At 60.4% G+C, this 20,879-nt stretch carries 20 protein-coding genes; 13 read left to right on the top strand and 7 right to left on the bottom strand.

Annotated features, from left to right (window positions below; translation table 11 throughout):
- Nucleotides 1-3: 3 nt before the first annotated feature.
- The 4 genes from PHF15_RS05480 to ompA all read right to left on the bottom strand — a co-directional run bounded on the left by PHF15_RS05480 (nucleotide 4) and on the right by ompA (nucleotide 4,304).
- A complete protein-coding gene (locus PHF15_RS05480) occupies nucleotides 4-765 on the bottom strand; it encodes a 16S rRNA pseudouridine(516) synthase (RefSeq protein ID WP_300119587.1) in 762 nt (253 codons plus the stop codon).
- Nucleotides 766-807: 42 nt separating this feature from the next.
- The gene (locus PHF15_RS05475) at nucleotides 808-1,992 is read right to left on the bottom strand and encodes an acetate/propionate family kinase (protein ID WP_300119586.1); all 1,185 of its coding nucleotides are present in this window, start codon (nucleotides 1,990-1,992) and stop codon (nucleotides 808-810) included.
- A gap of 9 nt (nucleotides 1,993-2,001) precedes the next feature.
- A complete protein-coding gene (locus PHF15_RS05470; RefSeq protein WP_300119585.1) occupies nucleotides 2,002-3,423 on the bottom strand; it encodes a bifunctional enoyl-CoA hydratase/phosphate acetyltransferase in 1,422 nt (473 codons plus the stop codon).
- A 152-nt stretch (nucleotides 3,424-3,575) separates the two neighbouring features.
- Nucleotides 3,576-4,304, bottom strand: a complete 729-nt coding sequence (gene ompA / locus PHF15_RS05465; RefSeq protein ID WP_300119584.1) for an outer membrane protein OmpA — start codon at nucleotides 4,302-4,304, stop codon at nucleotides 3,576-3,578.
- Nucleotides 4,305-4,550: 246 nt separating this feature from the next.
- Here ompA and gyrA point away from each other — a divergent pair, with 246 nt between their 5' ends.
- From gyrA to crcB, 13 genes are all read left to right on the top strand, one after another.
- The gene (gyrA, locus tag PHF15_RS05460; RefSeq protein ID WP_300119583.1) at nucleotides 4,551-7,184 is read left to right on the top strand and encodes a DNA gyrase subunit A; all 2,634 of its coding nucleotides are present in this window, start codon (nucleotides 4,551-4,553) and stop codon (nucleotides 7,182-7,184) included.
- Nucleotides 7,171-8,259 carry a 3-phosphoserine/phosphohydroxythreonine transaminase gene (gene serC, locus PHF15_RS05455; RefSeq protein WP_300119582.1) on the top strand — a complete coding sequence of 363 codons (1,089 nt, stop codon included), beginning with the start codon at nucleotides 7,171-7,173 and terminating at the stop codon, nucleotides 8,257-8,259. The genes gyrA and serC overlap by 14 nt, the downstream gene beginning before the upstream one ends.
- A gap of 34 nt (nucleotides 8,260-8,293) precedes the next feature.
- A complete protein-coding gene (gene pheA, locus PHF15_RS05450) occupies nucleotides 8,294-9,376 on the top strand; it encodes a prephenate dehydratase (RefSeq protein WP_300119581.1) in 1,083 nt (360 codons plus the stop codon).
- A gap of 2 nt (nucleotides 9,377-9,378) precedes the next feature.
- A complete protein-coding gene (locus PHF15_RS05445; RefSeq protein ID WP_300119580.1) occupies nucleotides 9,379-10,257 on the top strand; it encodes a prephenate dehydrogenase/arogenate dehydrogenase family protein in 879 nt (292 codons plus the stop codon).
- Entirely contained in the window at nucleotides 10,251-12,248 is a 1,998-nt protein-coding gene (locus PHF15_RS05440) for a bifunctional 3-phosphoshikimate 1-carboxyvinyltransferase/cytidylate kinase (protein ID WP_300119578.1), read from the top strand. The genes PHF15_RS05445 and PHF15_RS05440 overlap by 7 nt, the downstream gene beginning before the upstream one ends.
- Nucleotides 12,249-12,393: 145 nt before the next feature.
- The gene (gene rpsA / locus PHF15_RS05435; protein ID WP_300119576.1) at nucleotides 12,394-14,076 is read left to right on the top strand and encodes a 30S ribosomal protein S1; all 1,683 of its coding nucleotides are present in this window, start codon (nucleotides 12,394-12,396) and stop codon (nucleotides 14,074-14,076) included.
- A 112-nt stretch (nucleotides 14,077-14,188) separates the two neighbouring features.
- Complete coding sequence (locus PHF15_RS05430) at nucleotides 14,189-14,494, top strand: integration host factor subunit beta (RefSeq protein ID WP_300119574.1); 306 nt, start codon at nucleotides 14,189-14,191, stop codon at nucleotides 14,492-14,494.
- A 45-nt stretch (nucleotides 14,495-14,539) separates the two neighbouring features.
- The gene (locus tag PHF15_RS05425) at nucleotides 14,540-14,848 is read left to right on the top strand and encodes a LapA family protein (protein WP_300119572.1); all 309 of its coding nucleotides are present in this window, start codon (nucleotides 14,540-14,542) and stop codon (nucleotides 14,846-14,848) included.
- Nucleotides 14,838-15,995, top strand: a complete 1,158-nt coding sequence (gene lapB / locus PHF15_RS05420) for a lipopolysaccharide assembly protein LapB (protein ID WP_300119570.1) — start codon at nucleotides 14,838-14,840, stop codon at nucleotides 15,993-15,995. The genes PHF15_RS05425 and lapB overlap by 11 nt, the downstream gene beginning before the upstream one ends.
- On the top strand, nucleotides 15,992-16,921 hold the full coding sequence (rfaE1, locus tag PHF15_RS05415; protein WP_300119568.1) for a D-glycero-beta-D-manno-heptose-7-phosphate kinase: 930 nt from the start codon (nucleotides 15,992-15,994) through the stop codon (nucleotides 16,919-16,921). Before lapB ends, rfaE1 begins: the two co-directional genes overlap by 4 nt.
- On the top strand, nucleotides 16,918-17,937 hold the full coding sequence (gene rfaD, locus PHF15_RS05410; RefSeq protein WP_300119566.1) for an ADP-glyceromanno-heptose 6-epimerase: 1,020 nt from the start codon (nucleotides 16,918-16,920) through the stop codon (nucleotides 17,935-17,937). The genes rfaE1 and rfaD overlap by 4 nt, the downstream gene beginning before the upstream one ends.
- A gap of 146 nt (nucleotides 17,938-18,083) precedes the next feature.
- A complete protein-coding gene (locus PHF15_RS05405) occupies nucleotides 18,084-18,500 on the top strand; it encodes a DUF655 domain-containing protein (protein WP_300119564.1) in 417 nt (138 codons plus the stop codon).
- A gap of 82 nt (nucleotides 18,501-18,582) precedes the next feature.
- The gene (gene crcB, locus PHF15_RS05400; protein ID WP_300119562.1) at nucleotides 18,583-18,966 is read left to right on the top strand and encodes a fluoride efflux transporter CrcB; all 384 of its coding nucleotides are present in this window, start codon (nucleotides 18,583-18,585) and stop codon (nucleotides 18,964-18,966) included.
- On the opposite strand, the gene PHF15_RS05395 is transcribed toward crcB, so the two are convergent.
- The 3 genes from PHF15_RS05395 to PHF15_RS05385 are packed head-to-tail and all read right to left on the bottom strand — an operon-like array spanning nucleotide 18,967 to nucleotide 20,840.
- The gene (locus PHF15_RS05395) at nucleotides 18,967-19,317 is read right to left on the bottom strand and encodes a hypothetical protein (protein WP_366520581.1); all 351 of its coding nucleotides are present in this window, start codon (nucleotides 19,315-19,317) and stop codon (nucleotides 18,967-18,969) included.
- Nucleotides 19,280-19,534, bottom strand: a complete 255-nt coding sequence (locus PHF15_RS05390) for a MoaD/ThiS family protein (RefSeq protein WP_300119561.1) — start codon at nucleotides 19,532-19,534, stop codon at nucleotides 19,280-19,282. Before PHF15_RS05390 ends, PHF15_RS05395 begins: the two co-directional genes overlap by 38 nt.
- A gap of 10 nt (nucleotides 19,535-19,544) precedes the next feature.
- On the bottom strand, nucleotides 19,545-20,840 hold the full coding sequence (locus PHF15_RS05385) for an FAD-dependent oxidoreductase (RefSeq protein WP_300119560.1): 1,296 nt from the start codon (nucleotides 20,838-20,840) through the stop codon (nucleotides 19,545-19,547).
- Between the last annotated feature and the right edge of the window lie 39 nt (nucleotides 20,841-20,879).

The raw sequence follows: 20,879 nt of genomic DNA, 5'->3' as shown, positions 1-20,879 counted from the left end.
CGTCTAGCATACCGCAGCCGGCACGCCTGCAATGCTCGCCAAATCCGCCTCACCGAGCCAGCACCATTGGCCGGGAGCCAGATCGTCAGGCAAACGCAAAGCACCGATTTGGGAACGGTGCAAGGCTTCCACCCGGTTGCTGATCGCCGCCACCATGCGTTTAACCTGGTGGTACTTGCCCTCGGTGAGCGTCAGGCGCAAGTGAAACTCGGACACCGCCTCGCAAGCCGCCGCGCGCACCGGCTTGGGGTCGTCGTCGAGCACCACACCGGCCAGCAATTGGCTGATCTGGCGCGTATCGAGCGGGTGCTTGACGGTGACTTCATACACCTTGGGCACATGGTGGCGCGGTGAGCTCATGCGGTGGATGAACTTGCCATCGTCGGTGAGCAGCAGCAGGCCGGTAGTGTCCTGGTCGAGCCTTCCGATGGCCTGCACGCCCTGCACGGCCCCTTTTTGCGGCCGCAGACGCAGTGGTGATGGCAGCAGGGTGTAAATGCTGGGGTAGGTGGATGGCTTTTGCGAGCACTCGGTGGCATTCGGCTTGTTGAGCATGAGGTAGGCCTTCTCGGCATAGGGCCAGTCCACGCCCTGCACCCGAAAGCGCAGCCCTGCGGCGACAAATTCAGCGGTCGCCAGGACGCAGGGAACAGGAACAGTCTCTCGACCGGATTCATACACCTTGACCAAACCTTGCTGGATCAAACCGGCACACACGCGCCGGGTGCCGAACCCTTGGGAATAAAGAATGTCTTGAAGCTGCATGCGCCGAGTATCGCAAAGCGGGGGGCAAGGCGGGGCGCCAGCTCACGCGGCGATCAGCTGGGCCGCTTCGCGCGCAGCCACGACACCTTCGTCGGTGGGGACCACCCAGATTTCGATCGCACTGCCCGCGGCGTGGATCGCCATGACTTGGTCACCGGTTGCCTGCAGGTTGCGAATGGGGTCAATCACCACGCCCAGCCAGGCCAGCCGCTGGGCGACTTCGCTGCGCAGCGCCACGTCGTGCTCGCCGATGCCGCCGCTGAAGGCCAGCACGTCGAGCCCCTGCAGGCAGGCGACCAATGCACCACTTTCGCGCAACAGGCGGTAAGTGAACATGTCAACGGCTAACTTGGCGCTGGCCGAAGGGTCGGCGCGCAGGCGGCGCATGTCTGCCGAGATCCCCGACACGCCAAGCAGGCCGCTTTGCTTGTAGAGCAGTTGCTGAAGGCGGTCATGGTCCCAGCCCTGCTCCGCCAAATAGAGCATGACGCCGGCGTCGAGCGCGCCGGGCCGGGTGCCCATCATCAGTCCGTCGAGCGCCGAGAAGCCCATGGTGGTGGCGCAACTTTTGCCCGCGCGCGCCGCGCACAGGCTGGCACCGTTGCCCAGATGGGCCATCAACAGCCGGCCCCTGGCGCGCGCACTGCGTTCCAGCAGCACGCCCATCACATACTGGTACGACAAACCATGAAAACCGTAGCGGCGCAGTCCCTGCCGGTACAAGGCCTCGGGCAGGGCAAAGCGGTAATCGAGCTCGGGCAGCGTGGCATGAAATGCGGTGTCGAAACACGCCACCTGCGGCACCTCGGGAAACGCTGCGGCAAAGGCCCGTATGCCGGCCAGGTTGTGCGGCTGGTGCAGCGGCGCCAGCGAGTTGAGCCTTGTCAGGTCGGCCAGCACGGCATCGGTCACCACCACGCTGGCACGATAGCTGGCGCCGCCATGCACCACCCGGTGCGCCACAGCCTGCATGACGGGCGTGCCCGGCAACTCGGCCAACAAGCCACGCAAACTCAGCAGTGCCTGGTTAAAAATTTGCTTGGTGTCCAGATTCAGACCGCGGCGGTGACCTTGGTCCTGAAACGTCCAGCACATTTCAGGTGAACCCGCCGGCTCAAGCCCTTCAATGCTGCCATTGAGGATCTGCGGCAGGACCTTGCCATGTGCCATCGGATACAGCGAAAACTTAAGGGTGGAAGAACCCGCGTTGACCGACAAAATAGCCACGGGCAGGCCTTACCAGATCGGGCGCGGATGGTCGCGACGCGCATTGTGTGCCACCAGCAAGGCCAGCAGTGCCGAAGCCACGCGATTTGACGGGCCATCAGCCCGGCTGGTCAGCGCAATGGGCACCCGCGCACCGAGCACAATGCCTGAACCGCTGGCGCCGGCCAGGTATTCCAGTTGTTTGGCCAGCATGTTGCCGCTTTCCAGATCAGGCACCGCCAGGATGTCGGCGTGACCGGCCACCGTCGATTCAATGTTCTTGATTTGCGCGGCCTGCAGCGAGATGGCATTGTCGAAAGCCAGCGGCCCATCGAGCACGCCACCGGTGATCTGGCCGCGTTCGGCCATTTTGCAGAGTGCCGCTGCGTCGAGCGTGGAAGGAATGCCGGGGTTGACAGTTTCGACTGCCGACAATATCGCCACCTTGGGCTCAGCAACACCCAAGACACGCGCGAAATCGATGGCGTTCTGGATGATGTCCACTTTTTCCTGCAGTGTGGGGCGGATGTTAAGTGCGGCATCGGTAATCAGCAGCGGCTTGTGGTACAGCGGCACATCGAAGCGAAACACATGCGACATGCGGCGGCCGGTGCGCAAAGCCGGCTTGGCCAGCACGGCATGAATCAGTTCATCGGTGTGCAGGCTGCCTTTCATCAGCATTTCGATCTCCCAGGCGGCCGCCATGTCGGCGGCCTTTTCAGCAGCCGCATGGCTGTGCGGCACGTTCAAAATCTCGATGCCAGTCAAATCAATGTCGGCCTCGGCAGCCACATGGCGAATGCGCACCTCGGGGCCGATCAGCACCGGCACGATCAGACCATAGCGGGCGGCATCCATGGCGCCGCTGAGCGAGCCTGCGTCGCAGGGGTGCACCACCGCACAGCGCACCGCTTCAAGCTTTTCGCCAAGAGCTAGCAACTGATTGAAGCGCGATTGCGGGTCGAACAATTGAATCTGCGGCGCCACCACGCGCGGCAAGCGCACCTTGTTGGTGGGCGCCAGCACCTTGGCAACGCCGCTCAGCACCAACTCACCGCGTTGGTTGAAAACCCTGCAATCGAGCTCCACACTCTTGTTTTCAGGGTTCAAGGCCGTCACTGTCACCGTCACGGTCAGCGTGTCACCGACACGGACCGGCTTGACAAAATGCAACGCCTGGTCCTGGTAAATGGTGCCGGGACCAGGAAACTGGGTGCCAAGCAGGGCAGAAATCAGGGCACCGCTCCACATGCCGTGGGCGATCACGCCATGAAACAAGCTGTCGCTGGCATAGACGGAATCGAGGTGCGCCGGGTTGGTGTCGCCCGACACGGCGGCGAAAGCCTGGATATCCTCAAGCGTCAATGTGCGCAATAACCGTGCGCTTTGCCCGAGCTTGATCTCGGAAAAAGTGTAGTTTTCGATCAGTTCGTTTTCCAGGGACAAATTCATAGAAATCCAGGTTCAACAATGAGGGAACTATTTAGTTTGATGAATATTCTAGGGTAAACCCTAGTTCTTGTCGGATGTCCCCTTGCCCAGACAACAAAAAACCCGCCGAAGCGGGTTTTTTGTTGAGCTTGAAGCGCTAGGACATGAACCAATTACTTGGCGCGTGTGCCCACCACTTCAACTTCAACACGGCGGTTCTTGGAACGACCTTCTTTGGTCTTGTTGTCAGCCACGGGTTGGGCTTCGCCCTTACCTTCGGTGTAAATGCGGTTCTTTTCAATGCCCTTGGACACCAGGTAGGCCTTGACGGCTTCAGAACGACGCACCGACAGTTTCTGGTTGTAGCCATCCGGGCCAGTGGCATCGGTGTGACCAACTGCAATCACCACCTCGAGGTTGATGCCCTTGACCTTGGCAACCAGATCATCAAGCTTGGCTTTGCCTTCTGGCTTGAGCACGGACTTGTCAAAATCAAAGAAGGCGTCGGCAGCGTAAGTGACCTTGGCGGCGGCCACGGGTGCTGGCGCTGGAGCGGGTGCTGGCGCGGCAACAGGTGCCGGCGCAGCGATGGGGGCTGGGGCCGGAGCGGGCGGTGGAGCAACCACGGGCAGCGGTTTGAGGATCGAACCGTCGCAGCCCGGGTAGGCCGTGGCAGGTGTCCAGAAGGCATTGCGCCAGCAGAGTTCGTTGGTACCGTTCATAACCGGTTGGCCATCGACCGAGCGCCACTGATTTTCACCGGTGGCATACTTGAAGTCGTCAGCTGTGGGGCTGGCAATTGGTTTGGCTGGGAACGGTTGCACGATTTCAGCGCTCGAAGCCATTGGGAAGGCGATAGCTGCTGCTGCGAGCAGCACTGCCAGATTATTCATTTTCATCATGGTTCTCCTTAAGGGAAAAAACCGCAGCAGCGCTGCGTAGCTAAATCAGACGCTTGAAATGCCTATCACTTCAAACGTTGGATTCATTGTGCCACAACAATTCTGGCCATATGTGCGCTAAACCACGCACGAATATACAAAGATCAATCAACTTGAATTTTCAATTGGTTCGTTGTGCGGGAGCCACAATTTCAAAGCTTAAAATCAATAGTTAACTTAGATCTTGCCTAGCCTCAAGTCCACTCCATGACCCAGTTCGCCAAAGAAACCCTGCCCACCAGTCTTGCCGACGAGATGCGCCGCAGCTACCTGGATTACGCCATGAGTGTGATCGTTGGGCGGGCCTTGCCGGACGCCCGAGATGGCCTCAAGCCCGTGCACCGGCGCGTCTTGTTTGCCATGCATGAGCTTAACAACGACTGGAACAAGGCTTACAAAAAGTCGGCTCGTATCGTCGGCGATGTGATTGGCAAGTACCACCCGCACGGCGACAGCGCGGTTTATGAAACCATCGTGCGCATGGCGCAGGACTTCTCTCTGCGCCACATGCTGGTCGATGGCCAAGGCAATTTCGGCTCCGTGGACGGCGACAACGCTGCCGCCATGCGCTACACCGAAATCCGCATGTCCAAGATCGCGCATGAATTGCTGGCCGATCTCGACAAGGAAACGGTTGATTTCGGCCCCAATTACGACGGTAGCGAACAAGAGCCACTGGTCATGCCAGCGCGCTTTCCCAATTTGCTGGTGAATGGTTCCTCGGGCATTGCGGTGGGCATGGCCACCAACATTCCACCGCACAACCTCAATGAAGTGGTGGATGCCTGCCTGCACCTGTTGCGCAACCCTGAAGCATCGATTGACGAGTTGATGGAAATCATCCCGGCGCCCGACTTCCCGACGGCCGGCATCATTTACGGCATCAATGGCGTCAAGGATGGCTACCGCACGGGGCGTGGACGTGTCGTGATGCGCGCCAAGTGCCACTTTGAAGACATCGACAAGGGCCTGCGCCAGGCCATCATCGTCGATGAATTGCCCTACCAGTGCAACAAGAAGACCTTGCAGGAACGCATGGCCGAACTGGTCCACGAGAAAAAAATCGAAGGCATCAGCCACATCCAGGACGAATCTGACAAATCAGGCATGCGCCTGGTGATCGAGCTCAAGCGCGGCGAAGTGCCCGAGGTGGTGCTCAACAACCTGTACAAGCAGACCCAGTTGCAGGACACCTTCGGCATGAACATGGTGGCGCTGATCAATGGCCAGCCCAAGCTGTGCAATCTGAAGGATCTGATCGAGGTCTTTCTGGAGCACCGCCGCGAAGTAGTGACGCGACGCACGGTATTTAACCTGCGCAAGGCGCGCGAACGCGGTCATGTGCTGGAAGGCCTGGCCGTGGCGCTGGCCAACATCGACGACTTCATTCGCATCATCCGCGAATCGCCCACGCCGCCGGTGGCCAAGGTCGAGTTGATGAGCCGCCCGTGGGACAGCAAACTGGTGCGCGAAATGCTCACCCGCACGCGCGCCGACGGCGGCCTGGTCAACGCCGACGATTACCGTCCGGACAGGCTGGAGCGTGAATTCGGCATGGGCTCTGACGGTTTGTACCGATTGTCTGAAACGCAGGCGCAGGAGATTCTGCAAATGCGTTTGCAGCGCCTGACCGGCTTGGAGCAAGACAAAATCGTCGCCGAATACAAGGAAGTCATGGCCGAGATTGACGACTTGCTCGACATTCTGGCGCGACCCGAACGGGTCTCGGTCATCATCTGCGACGAGCTCACTGCCATCAAGACCGAATTCGGCATGACCAAACTGGGCGCACGCCGCAGCCTGGTCGAGTATTCGTCCTTCGACCTCTCGACCGAGGACCTGATCACCCCGACCGACATGGTGGTCACCCTGAGCCACAGCGGTTACATCAAAAGCCAGCCTCTGAGCGAATATCGGGCGCAGAAACGCGGTGGTCGCGGCAAGCAGGCCACGGCCACCAAAGAAGACGACTGGGTGGATCAGCTCTTTATCGCCAACACGCACGACTACATCCTGTGCTTTTCAAACCGTGGCCGCATGTACTGGCTCAAGGTGTGGGAAGTGCCGCAAGGCTCACGCGGCTCACGTGGTCGCCCGATCGTCAACATGTTCCCGTTGCAGGAGGGCGAAAAAGTCACCGTGGTGCTGCCGCTCACCGGCGAAAAACGCACCTTCCCGGCGGATCAATACGTCTTCATGGCCACCAGCATGGGCACCGTCAAGAAGACCCCGCTCGACGATTTTTCAAACCCGCGCAAGGCCGGCATCATTGCCGTGAATCTGGACGAGGGTGATTATTTGATTGGCGCTGAAATCACTGACGGTCAACACGATGTGATGCTGTTCAGCGATGGCGGCAAGGCGGTCCGCTTCAACGAAGAAGAAGTCACCGCCCATGGCCGCCAATCGCGCGGCGTCAAGGGGATGAGCCTGGAAGAAGGCCAGTCCGTGATCGCCATGCTGGTGGCCGAAGACGAGACGCAGAGCGTGCTCACCGCCACGCAAAATGGTTATGGCAAGCGCACCAGCATCGCTGAATACACCCGCCATGGCCGCGGCACCAAGGGCATGATCGCCATTCAGCAGTCCGAGCGCAACGGCAAAGTGGTGGCGGCCACGCTGGTGCATGCGGACGATGAAATCATGCTGATCACCGACAAGGGCGTGCTGGTGCGCACCCGTGTTTCCGAGATCCGTGAATTGGGTCGCGCCACCCAGGGCGTGACGCTGATCGGCCTGGACGACGGCTCGCAATTGAGCGGCCTGCAACGCATTGTGGAGAACGATGCCAACCCGCCCAGCGAAGATGCCGCTGACGAAGACGGCGATGCGCCCGTATAATTTTTCCGCCGGCCCCGCCGTCATGCCCGACGCGGTGCTGGCCCAGGCCGCTGCCGAGATGCTGGACTGGCATGGCAGTGGCATGGGCGTGATGGAAATGAGCCATCGCGGCAAGGAGTTTGGCGAAATTTACGCGCAGGCCCAGGCTGATCTGCGTGAATTGTTGGCGGTGCCCGAGCACTTCAAGCTGCTGTTCATGCAAGGCGGCGGCTTGGCCGAAAACGCCATCGTGCCGTTGAATCTGTCTCAGGGGCAGACGGCTGACTTTGTGGTGACCGGCAGCTGGAGTCAAAAGTCCCTGGCTGAAGCGCGCAAGTACTGCACGGCGCATGAAGCAGCCAACACGCAGGCCAAAGGGCACACCACGCTGGCGGATCCTGCCACTTGGCAGCTTAGTGACAAGCCGGCCTACGTGCACATCTGCAGCAACGAAACCATCAATGGCGTTGAGTACCACGCGTTGCCCGACCTGAAAGCCCTGGGTTGCGACGCCCCGCTCGTGGTGGACTTTTCATCCCACGTCGCCTCGCGCCCGGTCGATTGGTCGCGCGTCGGCCTGGCGTTTGGCGGTGCTCAAAAGAACCTCGGACCTGCCGGCCTGACCTTGGTGGTGGTCCGCGACGACCTGCTCGACCGCACGCTGGCGATTTGCCCCAGCGCTTTCTCTTACCGCACCGTGGCCGACAACGATTCGATGTTCAACACGCCTCCCACCTATTCGATTTACATTGCCGGATTGGTCTTCAAATGGCTCAAGGAGCAGGGTGGCATCGCGGCAATAGAAGCACGCAACATTGCCAAGGCCGAATTGCTCTACAACGCGATTGACAGCTCCGGCCTGTTCGTGATCCGGGTGGCCAGGGATTGCCGCTCGCGCATGAACGTGCCGTTTTACCTGCGCGACGAAAGCCTCAACGAGGCATTTCTGGCCGGTGCCCGCGAGCGTGGCCTGCTGCAGCTCAAGGGCCACAAATCGGTGGGCGGCATGCGCGCCAGCATTTACAACGCCATGCCGTTGGAAGGCGTTCAGGCGCTGGTGAATTACATGCGTGACTTCGAGAAAACTCGCGCCTGACCTTCCCTTTCTCTTTCCATCAGCACCAAGGCCCATGGCAAAAACCCTTCCCGAATTGCGCACCCAGATCGATGCCCTCGATCTGGAGTTGCTGGCCCTGCTGAACCAGCGTGCCACCCTGGCACACGAGGTGGGAGAAATCAAGCGCATCGACGGTTCGGCCGTGTTCCGCCCCGACCGTGAGACACAGGTGATTGCCAATCTGCAGTCGCACAACAAAGGTCCCCTCAAAGACCAGAGCCTGGGCCTTATCTGGCGCGAAATCATGTCGGCCTGCCGTGCGCTGGAGGCGCCTCAACGGGTGGCCTACTTGGGGCCGGCGGGCACCTTCAGCGAACAGGCGGCGATCCAGTTCTTTGGCGGCAGCATGTCTCGCGTGTTGTGCGTCAGCATCGACGAGGTGTTTCGCGCCACAGCCGCGGGCAGCGCCGAGTTCGGCGTGGTGCCAATCGAAAACTCTTCGGAGGGCGTGATCTCGCGCTCACTCGACCTGCTGCTCAACTCGCCGCTGCACATCATCGGTGAAACCAGCTTTCTGGTGCGCCACAACCTGCTGCGCCTTGAGCCCTCACTGCACAACATCGAAGCGGTTTACGCCCACCCGCAGGCCCTGGCGCAATGCCAGGACTGGCTCACCACCCATCTGCCCAACGCCGAGCGCCGCGCCGCTGCCAGCAACTCCGAAGGTGCCCGCCTGGCCGCCACCAACCCGGCCTGGGCGGCCATAGCCAGCGAACGCGCCGGCAGTGAATTCGGCCTGCACATCGCGTCCTATGCGATCCAGGACGATGCCTTCAACCGCACCCGTTTCGCCATCATTTGCCTGCCACAAACGCTGGCAGCGCCGCAAGCGACCGGCAATGACTGTGTCAGCCTGATCGTCTCGGTGACGAATCGGCCGGGTGCGGTGCATGACCTGCTGGTGCCGCTCAAGAAACACGGCGTATCCATGACCCGCTTCGAATCGCGACCCGCGCGCTCGGGCCAGTGGGAATACTATTTTTACATTGACCTGCAAGGCCACCCCAGCCAGCCACACGTGGCGGCCGCACTGGAAGAACTGCGCAGCCTGTGCGCGTTTTACAAAGTGCTGGGCACCTACCCGGTCAGCGAGTGAGCATGTTCGAGCAACTCGGATTGATCGGCTGCGGCCTGATGGGCGGCTCGTTTGCGCTTGGGCTTAAGCGCGCCGGACTGGTCAAGCGCGTGGTGGGGTACAGCCAATCAGCCGCGACCACCCAGAAGGCCCGGCAACTGGGCGTCATCGACGAGACAGCGCCATCGGCACTGCAGGCGGCCACCGGCGCCGACATCGTATTGCTGGCCGTGCCGGTAGCCGCCACCGAAGCCACCCTGCAGGTGATTCAACCCGCAGTTACACCGCAGATGCTGATCATGGACGTGGGCTCCACAAAAAGCGATGTGCTGGCGGCGGCGCAACGTGCACTTGGCCATCGCATTGTCTCCTTTGTGCCAGCCCATCCGATTGCTGGCAAGGAAATGGCTGGCGTGGAACATGCCGATGCCAAGCTGTACCAGGGCTGTCAAGTGATTCTGACGCCCACCGAGCGGACGCACAGCAGCCAGCTCCAGCAGGCGATCGGTGTCTGGCAGGCGCTGGGCTCCAGGGTGGTGCAGATGTCGCCAGAGGCCCATGATGCGGCCTTTGCGGCAGTCAGCCACTTGCCGCACCTGCTGGCCTTTGCCATGATGAACGCCGTCGCAGAGCAGCCCCTGGGGCAGGAATTTTTGGCACTGGCCGGCCCGGGTTTTCGCGACTTCACCCGCATCGCCGCCAGCGACCCCAAGGTCTGGCGCGACATCCTGCTGGCCAACCGCGATGAGTTGCTGGCCCAAATCCGGCACTTTCAGGCGCAGTTGCAGGCTTTTGAAGCGCTGATGGTGCAAGGTGATGGCGCGGCGCTGCAAGCCCTGATCGAGCAGGCCAGTAGTGCGCGCAGCCATTGGCATCTCAAGCAACACAAGCCACCATGCTAAATACCGTCTTCATCGATCTGCCGCCGCTGCAATCCGCCGGTGGCAGCATCACCTTGCCAGGCTCCAAAAGCATCTCGAACCGGGTGCTGCTGCTGGCCGCGCTCAGCCGGGGCCGAACCACGATCCATGAGGTGCTGGACTCCGATGACACTCGCGTCATGCTGGCAGCCCTGCGGGCACTGGGTTGCGGCATCACACAGTCAGGTCACACGGTGCTCATCGAAGGCCTGGGAGGCCAGCCCAAATACGCGCGGGCCGATCTGTTCATGGGCAACGCCGGTACCGCCATCCGGCCGCTCACCGCCGCGCTGGCCCTGATGGGTGGCAGCTATGGCTTGAGCGGTGTACCGCGCATGCACGAGCGCCCGATTGGCGACCTGGTCGATGCGCTGCGCCAACTGGGTTGCCGGATCGACTACACCGGCCAGGACGGCTACCCGCCGCTGCACATTGGTCAACCGCAGCTCAGGCTCGATGCCCCGATCCAGGTGCGCGGCGATGTGTCCAGCCAGTTCCTGACCGCTCTGCTGATGGCGTTGCCGCTGGTGGCCATGCAGGACATCGTGATTGACGTCGTGGGTGAGTTGATCTCACGGCCCTACATCGAGATCACCCTGAATCTGCTGGCGCGCTTTGGCATTCAGGTGCGTCGCGACGGCTGGCAGCGCTTCACCATTCCCGCGGGCAGCCAGTACCGGACTCCGGGCACCCTGTTTGTCGAGGCCGACGCCTCTTCGGCCAGTTATTTCATCGCCCTGGGCGCCATTGCGCCCTGCCCTGCCGGCTTGGGCGGCATCCGCATCGAAGGTTTGGGCGCCGATTCGATCCAGGGCGACATCCGCTTCATTGAAGCCGCCCGGATGATGGGCGCCAAAGTGGTGAGCGGTCCTAACTGGCTTGAAGTCTCGCGCGGCGCCTGGCCGCTCAAAGCCGTTGACCTCGACTGCAACCACATCCCAGACGCCGCCATGACGCTGGCCGTGATGGCGCTTTATGCGCAAGGTACCACCAGCTTGCGCAACATCGCCAGTTGGCGCGTCAAGGAAACCGACCGCATTGCCGCCATGGCGTGCGAGCTGCGCAAGCTCGGCGCGACGGTCGTGGAAGGTGCTGATTTCATTCAGATCACACCGCCGGCCAGCCCTGCACAGTGGAAAGCCGCCAGCATCCACACCTATGACGACCACCGCGTGGCCATGTGCTTTGCCCTCGCCGCCTTCAACCCCGGCGGCCTGCCGGTGCGCATCGAAGACCCCAAATGCGTCGCCAAGACCTTCCCGGACTATTTCGAAGCGCTGTTTTCCTTGGTATGGACCGATCCATGCAACATCCCGGTGATCTGCGTCGATGGCCCCACCGCCTCGGGCAAGGGCACGCTGGCGGCACAACTGGCCAGCCAGTTGGGTTACCACCTGCTCGACTCGGGCGCGCTATACCGGATCACGGCGCTGGCTGCCACACAGGCGGGGTTGCCGCTGGATGCCATGGGCGAACTGGCCATCGCCAATCTAGCCCCAGGACTGCGCATTGAATTCAAAGGTGATCAAGTGCTGCTCGACGGTGCGGACGTGACAGACGCCATCCGCACAGAAGACGCCGGCATGAATGCGTCCAAAGTGTCCGCCTTGCCCAAGGTGCGAGCGGCTTTGCTGGACTTGCAACACAGTTTTCGCCGCCTGCCCGGCTTGGTCGCCGATGGCCGCGACATGGGCACCGTGATCTTTCCGGACGCACCGCTCAAGGTGTTTTTGACAGCCAGCGCCGAGCAGCGCGCGCAAAGGCGGTTTAAACAGTTGATTTCAAAAGGGAATTCGATTACACTCCATGCTCTTCGCGTTGACCTGGAAGCGCGTGATGCACGGGATTCGTCCCGCAGCGTTGCGCCTCTCAAGCCAGCACCAGACGCCAAGCTGCTCGACAACTCCAGTGTATCGGTTGAAGAATCGGTTCATCTGGTGTTGGCATGGTGGCAAGGCAAGCAGCCCTTCTGATCTTTCCCAAGGGCTGAAATCGCAAAGGCGCGGGCGTAAACCCAAACCATTGCACCGGTCCTCGTCTGTCTTCTCGCGCTGCATTGGCGCACTGCGGATGAGGTTCAAAAACTTAACCCCGCGGTTTTTTATTACCGCATAGAAAATGTCTGAATCTTTTGCCGACCTGTTTGAAGAGTCCCTGAAACGCACGGAAATGCGCACGGGTGAAGTGATCACTGCTGAAGTGGTTCGTATCGAGCACAGCTTTGTGGTGGTGAATGCCGGCCTCAAGTCCGAAGCCTACGTGCCGTTGGAAGAATTCAAAAACGATCAGGGCGAAACCGAAGTGCAAGTCGGCGATTTCGTGTCGGTGGCCATCGGCTCGATCGAAAACGGTTACGGCGACACCATTCTGTCGCGCGACACCGCCAAGCGCCTCGCCTCCTGGATGAGCCTGGAAAAAGCCCTGGAAACCGGCGAATTTGTCACTGGCACCACCAGCGGCAAGGTCAAGGGCGGCCTGACCGTGCTGGTCAATGGCATCCGCGCCTTCCTGCCCGGTTCGCTGGTGGACACCCGTCCGACCAAAGACCTGTCGCCTTACGAAAACAAGACGATGGAGTTCAAGGTCATCAAGCTCGACCGCAAGCGCAACAACGTGGTGCTGAGCCGCCGTGCCGTGGTCGAAGCCAGCATGGGCGAAGAGCGCTCCAAGCTGATGAACACGCTGAAAGAAGGCGCCATTGTTCAAGGCGTGGTGAAGAACATCACCGAATACGGCGCGTTTGTGGACCTGGGCGGCATCGACGGCCTGTTGCACATCACCGACATGGCCTGGCGCCGTGTCCGTCACCCGTCTGAAGTGGTGACCGCTGGCCAGGAAATCACCGCCAAGATCCTCAAGTTCGACACCGAGAAAAACCGCGTGTCGCTGGGTCTGAAGCAAATGGGCGACGACCCGTGGATGGGCGTGAACCGCCGCTATCCGCAAGGCACCCGCATGTTCGGCAAGATCACCAACATCGCCGACTACGGCGCGTTTGTTGAACTCGAACCGGGCATCGAAGGCCTGGTGCATGTCTCCGAGATGGACTGGACCAACAAGAACGTGGCCCCGGCCAAGATCGTTGCCTTGGGCGACGAAGTCGAAGTCATGGTGCTGGAAATCGACGAAGACAAGCGCCGTATCAGCCTGGGCATGAAGCAGTGCAAGGCCAACCCATGGCAGGAATTTGCCCAAAACACCAAGCGCGGCGACCGCGTCAAGGGACCGATCAAATCCATCACCGACTTCGGCGTGTTCGTGGGCCTGGCTGCCGGCATCGACGGCCTGGTGCACCTGTCCGACCTGTCCTGGAACGAACCCGGCGAACAAGCTGTGCGCGAGTACAAAAAGGGCCAGGAAGTCGAAGCGTTGGTGCTGGCCGTGGACGTGGACCGCGAACGCATCTCGCTGGGCATCAAGCAACTCGACTCCGACCCCTTCACCACTTTCTCGTCGATCAACGACAAGGGTTCCGTGGTCACAGGCAAGGTCAAGACTGTTGACGCCAAGGGTGCCGAGATTGACTTGGGCGACGATATCATCGGCTACCTGCGCGCCTCGGAAATTTCCCGCGACCGCGTCGAAGATGCCCGCAACGTGCTCAAGGAAGGCGACGAAGTCACCGCTGTGGTGGTCAATGTGGATCGCAAGACCCGCAACATCCAGTTGTCGATCAAGGCCAAGGACGCTGCTGACCAATCCGAAGCCATGGCGACTTTGAGCCAACAATCTGCCCGTGAAAACGCCGGCACCACCAGCCTGGGCGCTTTGCTGCGCGCCAAGCTCGACAACAATAACTAAGCCGTTATTGCCAACCTGAACGGACGACCGGTTGCCCTGCGCACCGGTCGTTTTTTTCTTACTAGTCAGTTGGGGACAGAGCTAAAGGTCTGTCCCGCAAAGGTATTGGTTTATGACCCGCTCCGACCTCGTTGAAGAACTTGCAGCCCGATTTGGCCAGATCACCCAACGCGATGCCGAATTTGCGGTCAAGGCGATCCTGGAGGCCATGAACGACGCCCTGGCACGCGGACACCGCATTGAAATCCGGGGCTTTGGCAGTTTTTCTGTCAACTACCGCCCGCCACGCATGGGACGCAACCCGCGCAGCGGCGAAAGCGTGGCCATTCCTGAAAAACAGGTGCCCCACTTCAAGCCCGGCAAAGCCCTTCGCCAGGCCGTTGACCAGCGCACCGATGCCTTGTTGCCGCCAGCTTGACGGCAACTTCAAACGCTAGAATCTTCCCATCACTGGGAATCATCGATGAAACACATCCTGTGGTTGCTGAGGTGGATCCTCAAAGCAGCCATTTTTTTTACACTGTTTACGTTCGCGCTGAACAATCAGCAAGTCACGACAGTGCATTTTTTCTTTGGCAACCAATGGCTCGCACCCATGGTGCTGGTGGTGTTGGGCGCCTTTAGCATCGGTGTGGTGGTGGGCGTATTGGGCATGGTCCCTTGGTGGTGGAAACATCGCCGCGCCAATCAGGAGCCCGCAACACCGCCTGCCGAACCTGCTGCGCCAGTCCAGGCACCTGCCGCCATACCAGCCTACGCCGATGGAATTTGACTTGGGCTGGGTTTTGCTGGGACTGCCGCTGGCGTTTGGGCTGGGCTGGCTGGCCTCACGCCTTGATTTGCGCCAAATACGGCTGGAAAACCGACAAGCACCCAAAGCCTATTTCAAGGGCCTCAACTACTTGCTCAACGAGCAGCAAGACCAGGCCATCGACGCCTTCATCGAGGCGGTGCAGAACGACCCCGACACCTCGGAGTTGCACTTTGCACTGGGCAACCTGTTCCGCCGCCGTGGCGAATACGAGCGGGCTGTGCGCGTGCATCAGCACCTGTTATCGCGTGCTGACATCAGCCAGGCGGACCGGCACCGCGCCCAGTATGCGCTGGCGCTGGACTACCTCAAAGCCGGGTTGCTGGACCGCGCCGAGGCCGCGCTGCTCAAGCTCGAAGACACGACCTTCGAAGCCCAGGCGCGCCTGGCCCTGCTGGCCAACTACGAACGCAGCCGTGACTGGGCGCAGGCCGCCCAAATGGCAGAAAAACTGGAACAGGCCGGACAAGGCAGTTTCGCAACCCGGCTGGCCCATTACCTGTGCGAGCAAGCCGCCGCCCAAGTGGCCCAGGGCCAGTTGGAAGCGGCGCTGCAATTGCTGAATAGCGCCATCACCAAGGCGCCAGAAGCGGCTCGGGCGCGTCTTGATCTGGCCCAACTGCTCATCCGCATGGGGCAGGATGACCAGGCCTGGAACACCCTGATGCGGGCCCTCGACAGCGCCTCCACAGCCATTCCCCTGATCGCCCTTCCGCTGGCCGAACTTGCGCTGCGCTGTGACAACGGTGCGACCACCCTGGCGCGGCTCCAACAACTCTATGCCGAACATGCCTCGCTGGACGTGCTGGAGGCCATCGTCATCCTCTCCGACGCCGATCCTGCCGTGCAAACAAGTGCCCGCGAATGGTACGCGCGCCATCTTGAAAAAGAGCCCTCGCTGGTGGCCGCCACGCGCTGGATCGCCGGTGAAAAGCTGGAACACGAACAGTTTCATCCGCAGGTGCAACGCGCCCTTGACCATGCCACCCAGCCACTGTTGCGCTACCGTTGTGCCGCCTGCGGCTTTGAAGCCACGCAACACTTTTGGCAATGTCCTGGCTGTCAGGCCTGGGACAGTTACCCCGCCCACCGGGTCGAGGAATTATGAGCATTTCAAAAGGACAACTAGAACATGCCCGCGTGCTGGTGGTGGGTGACGTGATGTTGGACCGCTACTGGTTCGGTGCCGTGGAGCGCATCAGCCCTGAAGCTCCGGTGCCGGTGGTGCGCGTCACGCGCGAGGAAGAACGCAGGGGTGGTGCCGCCAATGTGGCCTTCAATGTGGTCACACTGGGTGCCCAGGCATCCCTGCTGACCGTGGTGGGTGACGACGAAGCCAGCCACAAGCTCGAAGCGCTGGTGGCCAACACCGGCATCCAACCCCATTTCGGCCGCGATGCGCAGCTCAAAACCACGGTCAAGCTGCGCGTTATCGGCCGTCAGCAGCAATTATTGCGGATGGACTTCGAGAACACGCCCAAAAGCGAGGTGCTGGCGTCGCAAACCGCCACTTTCCTCGAACTCTTGCCCAGCCATCAGGCGGTGCTTTTTTCGGACTATGGCAAGGGTGGCCTGGCGCATGTGAGTGACATGATTGCGCGCGCCGTCGAAGCCGGCAAACCGATCCTGATCGACCCCAAGGGATCGGATTACTCGCGTTACCAGCATGCCACCGTGATCACCCCCAACCGTGCCGAATTGCAGCAGGTGATCGGGCTTTGGCAGGACGAGCCTGAGTTGCAGACCAAGGTGGAAAACCTGCGGCACGCGCTTGGGCTGGCGGCAGTGCTGCTGACCCGCAGCGAAGAAGGCATGACGCTGTTTGACACGCAGGGACGCCTGGACGTCAAAGCGCAGGCGCGCGAAGTGTTCGATGTGACCGGCGCCGGCGATACCGTGATCGCCACGCTGGCCACCCTGGTGGCTGCCGGTTTCAGCCTGCGTCAGGCCCTGCCGCTGGCCAACCTGGCGGCAGGTATCGTGGTGGGCAAATTCGGCACCGCCACTGTTTCTTATGAGGAGTTGTTTACATGAGCCGTATCGTTGTCACCGGAGCCGCTGGTTTTATTGGCGCCAACCTCATCAAGGGCCTCAACGCGCGGGGCCTGACCGACATCATTGCGGTCGATGACCTGACCCAGGGCGACAAGTTTCGCAACCTGGCCGATTTGCAGATTGCCGACTATGTGGATGCCGACATTTTTTACGATGCGTTTGCGGCCGATGCCTACGGCAAGGTGGAAGCTGTTTTCCACGAGGGCGCCTGCAGCGATACCATGGAGCACAATGGCAAGTTCATGATGCAAAACAACTATGCCACTTCGGTGCAGTTGTACCAGACCTGCCAAAAGCGCAGTGCGCGCCTGCTTTACGCCTCCAGCGCCGCCACCTACGGCGGCTCTGACACCTTCAGGGAAGAACCCCCCTTCGAGCAGCCGCTCAACGTCTACGGCTACTCCAAATTGCTCTTTGACCAGCGCATGCGGATTGAGTGCGGTCCGGCGTTCGAGAACGCCCTGGCCGGACTCACCCGCCAAGTGGTCGGTTTTCGCTACTTCAATGTCTATGGCCCACGCGAACAGCACAAGGGCCGCATGGCCAGCGTCGCGTTTCACCAGTTCAACCAATTCAAGGCCGAGGGCAAGGTCAAACTCTTTGGCGAATATGGCGGCTATGCGCCTGGCGCGCAAATGCGTGACTTCGTCTTTATCGACGACGTGGTCGCCGTCAACCTGTGGTTCTTCGACCATCCCGAAATCTCTGGAATCTTCAACCTCGGCACCGGTCGTGCCCAGCCCTTCAACGATGTGGCCAGTTCGGTGGTCAATGCGATGCGACAGATCAACGGCCAGGCAGCGCTGTCACTTGACGAATTGATCGCTGAGAGGCTGCTTGAATACATGACCTTCCCCGATGCGCTGCGTGGCAAATACCAGAGCTACACCCAGGCCGACTTAAGTGCCTTGCGCGCCACCGGTTGCAAACATCCGTTTGCTGACGTGCAAACAGGAGTGGCCAGCTACATCAGTTGGCTGGCACAACAGGCCTGACACTGGACAGTTTCCACAATGCAGCTAGTCGGGTCTCACAATCCCGACTTAAAACGAAAGCGTATACACTTATTGCGTTGAAGACCGGTGTTCCCATTTGGCCGTCAACACAAGCATTCCTTCTTTTAATTCCTTGGGAGACCATTATGTTGAAGAAATTTTTGGCCATCATGGCCATGTTTTTTGCCGCCACTTGTTTCGCCGCTGTAGATGTCAACAAGGCCACGGCCGCAGAGCTCGACAGCATTAAGGGTATAGGCCCGGGAACTTCCACCAAGATTCTTGATGAGCGTAAAAAAGGCAACTTCAAAAGCTGGACGGACTTTATTGAGCGTGTCAAGGGAGTCGGTGATAGCAACGCCGCTAAATTCTCGGCAGAAGGCATGACAGTCAATGGTGAAGTCTTCAAGGGCGCAGCCCCTGCAGCAAAGAAGGAAACGAAAAAAGTCGAGGCCAAAGTAGCCGCACCGGCATCTGCGCCAGTTGCCACTGACCCCAAAGCTGCAAAATCAACAGCCAAGGCTGAGAAAGCCAAGCCAACGGCCAGCACACCCAAGAAATAAAGCCATTGTCGTATCTTGCCAAGGCCCGCAACCGCGGGCTTTTTTGCTGGCACACCAACTGAATCAGTATGATGACGTCCTCATGATGTCTGTCTTTGCAATTTGTCTGGGTGCCTGTCTCGGGGCATTGGCACGCTGGGGTTTCGGCTTGTGGCTAAACCCGGGGGCACTGATTCCGATGGGCACCCTGGCCGCCAACCTGATTGGCGGCTATCTGGTCGGGGTAGCAGTGGCCATCTTCCAGGCCCTTCCCCATCTGGAGCCAGCCTGGCGGCTCGCCATCATCACCGGTTTTTTGGGCGCCCTCACCACCTTTTCCAGCTTTTCAGCCGAAGTGGTCGGCATGCTCGGCCAGCAGCGCTACCTGCTGGGCTTCAGCACCGCCGCACTCCACCTGTTCGGCTCGCTGTTGCTGACGCTGGCGGGCATCAAGACGGTTGCCTTTTTTATCACATCGTCGGTTTGATCAACCACCACCGCGCTGCATGTACAGATCGAAGCGCTTCATGAAAACATAACGTTCCTGCTCATTCAACCCGGCAAAGCGAAAGCTCACCTTGAGCACCGGAATACTGATGAGTCCGATCACCCTGGGTGGCCCCACTTGCCATTTCAGGCCGAGCGCCCCGTCGCCGATGCGCACGCCTGCCGTGCCCGCCTGCATTTTCCAGTGGTTGTCACCCACCGCCCTGGGCAGCCACATCAGCCATTCGGCCTCGGTGCAGCCCATCTCGCGCTCGAAGCGCTCGCCATAAAAATCCTGCATGTAGTGATGCGCCTCAGCCGCCGGCAATGGGTGGCCAGATGGCCAGCACATCTCCTTCATTCAGGGTTTGCGCCGAACGCTGCTCTGGCGCTATGTAGTGGCCGTTGAGCAGCACCAGATGGACCCACTTTTCGGGCAGGCGCTGCTGCTCGACGATTTTCGCGATGGTGCTCGCGGGTGCCACATCCAACTCGACAAAGTTGGTGTACTTGGCCGAATCAGGCAAATAGTCGGTTAGCGACGCGAACAGTTTCAGGGTGATCTTCATGTCGCAAACTTTAACGCCTGCGCGCATCCTGTGCACCCGACCAGTCGCCTTGCCCTTGCGCTGCGGCCAGGTAGGCTTCCATCAAACGGGTCGGGTCTCGCTTCAGAGTATTCGCCCAGTCGCCCAATTTGATCTGACCTTCGACCAGGCCGCGCATCACGCCCACATGCTCGGTCCAGCCCACGCTGTTGCAGCCCACCAGCACATCATCCTTGAACTGCAGGCTTAAATGGCGACCTGCGGGTTTGTCGGTCAGTTCAACATGCTCACCGCCTGGCACACCTTCCCAGTCACCAAAACTGGACGAGATCAAGCCCAGTGTGTCGAGCACGTTGATTTGTGTCACTCCCTTGAGGTTGGCCCTGGGCGCCTGCCCGCGCGCAAACGCCACCATGTTCAGGCCGGCAATGCGCGCCTGCTCGGCAGCGTTGGGCTGGATGGCGCTGACGATCATCTTGCCGCTCACCTTGTCCAGTGCTTCAGCGCAATCGCCGGCGGCATAAATGCCGGGCACATTGGTTTGCAGGTGCTCGTCCGTCAGCACGCCCAGCAGGCAGGTGATGCCGGAGTTTTCCAGGTAGCCAATGGCCGGGCGCACCCCGGCCGCGCTGATCACCAGGTCGGCCTGCATGGTCGTGCCGTTGGAGAGCTTCGCGTTCAAAGGTGTCCCTGGCTCGATCGACTCGACCTTGGTGCTGGTGAACACTTCCACGCCCTTTGTCTCGCACCAATCACGGATCATGCCGCCCGCCGTGGGGCCCATCATGCGCGGTACCATGCGGTCGCCCATTTCAACCACGCTCAGTTTCACACCGCGTGCCGCCAGCGCTTCCATGATGATGCAGCCAATGAAACCGGCACCGAGCTGCAGCACCCGGGCACCGGGCTGGGCCAGCGCGGCGATGGCGCGCGCATCGGCGAGCGTCCAGCAGCGGTGAACCCCTTCGGACTTGATGCCAGGAATGGGCGGCGTCACCGGGCGCGAGCCAGTGGCCACCAGCAAGGTGTCGAACAAAATGGTTTCGCCGTCGTCAAGCACAATGGTTTTAGCGGCTGCTTGCACATGCTTGACATGGCCAACACGCACATTGATCTTTAAATCTGCAAAGTGTGTGGGGTTCTTGCGCAAGTAGGTGCCCGCCTCGTCGATGTTGCCCATCAACAGGTAGGGAATGGCCATGCGCGAATAAGACGGCTCGGGTTCGTCGCCGATGATCGTGATGCTGTCCTGGGCGCTGAGTTTGCGGATGGTTTCCGCGGCAATGACACCGGCCGGGCCGGCACCGAGGATGACGTGGTGGGTCATGTTGATTTCTCCAGAAAAAAAGCGGCTGTTGAAGCCGCT

Origin of the sequence: Rhodoferax sp. (genome assembly GCF_028689295.1) — a bacterium.
Taxonomy (GTDB): Bacteria; Pseudomonadota; Gammaproteobacteria; order Burkholderiales; family Burkholderiaceae_C; genus Rhodoferax.
This window is presented reverse-complemented; position numbering and strand designations above follow the sequence as displayed.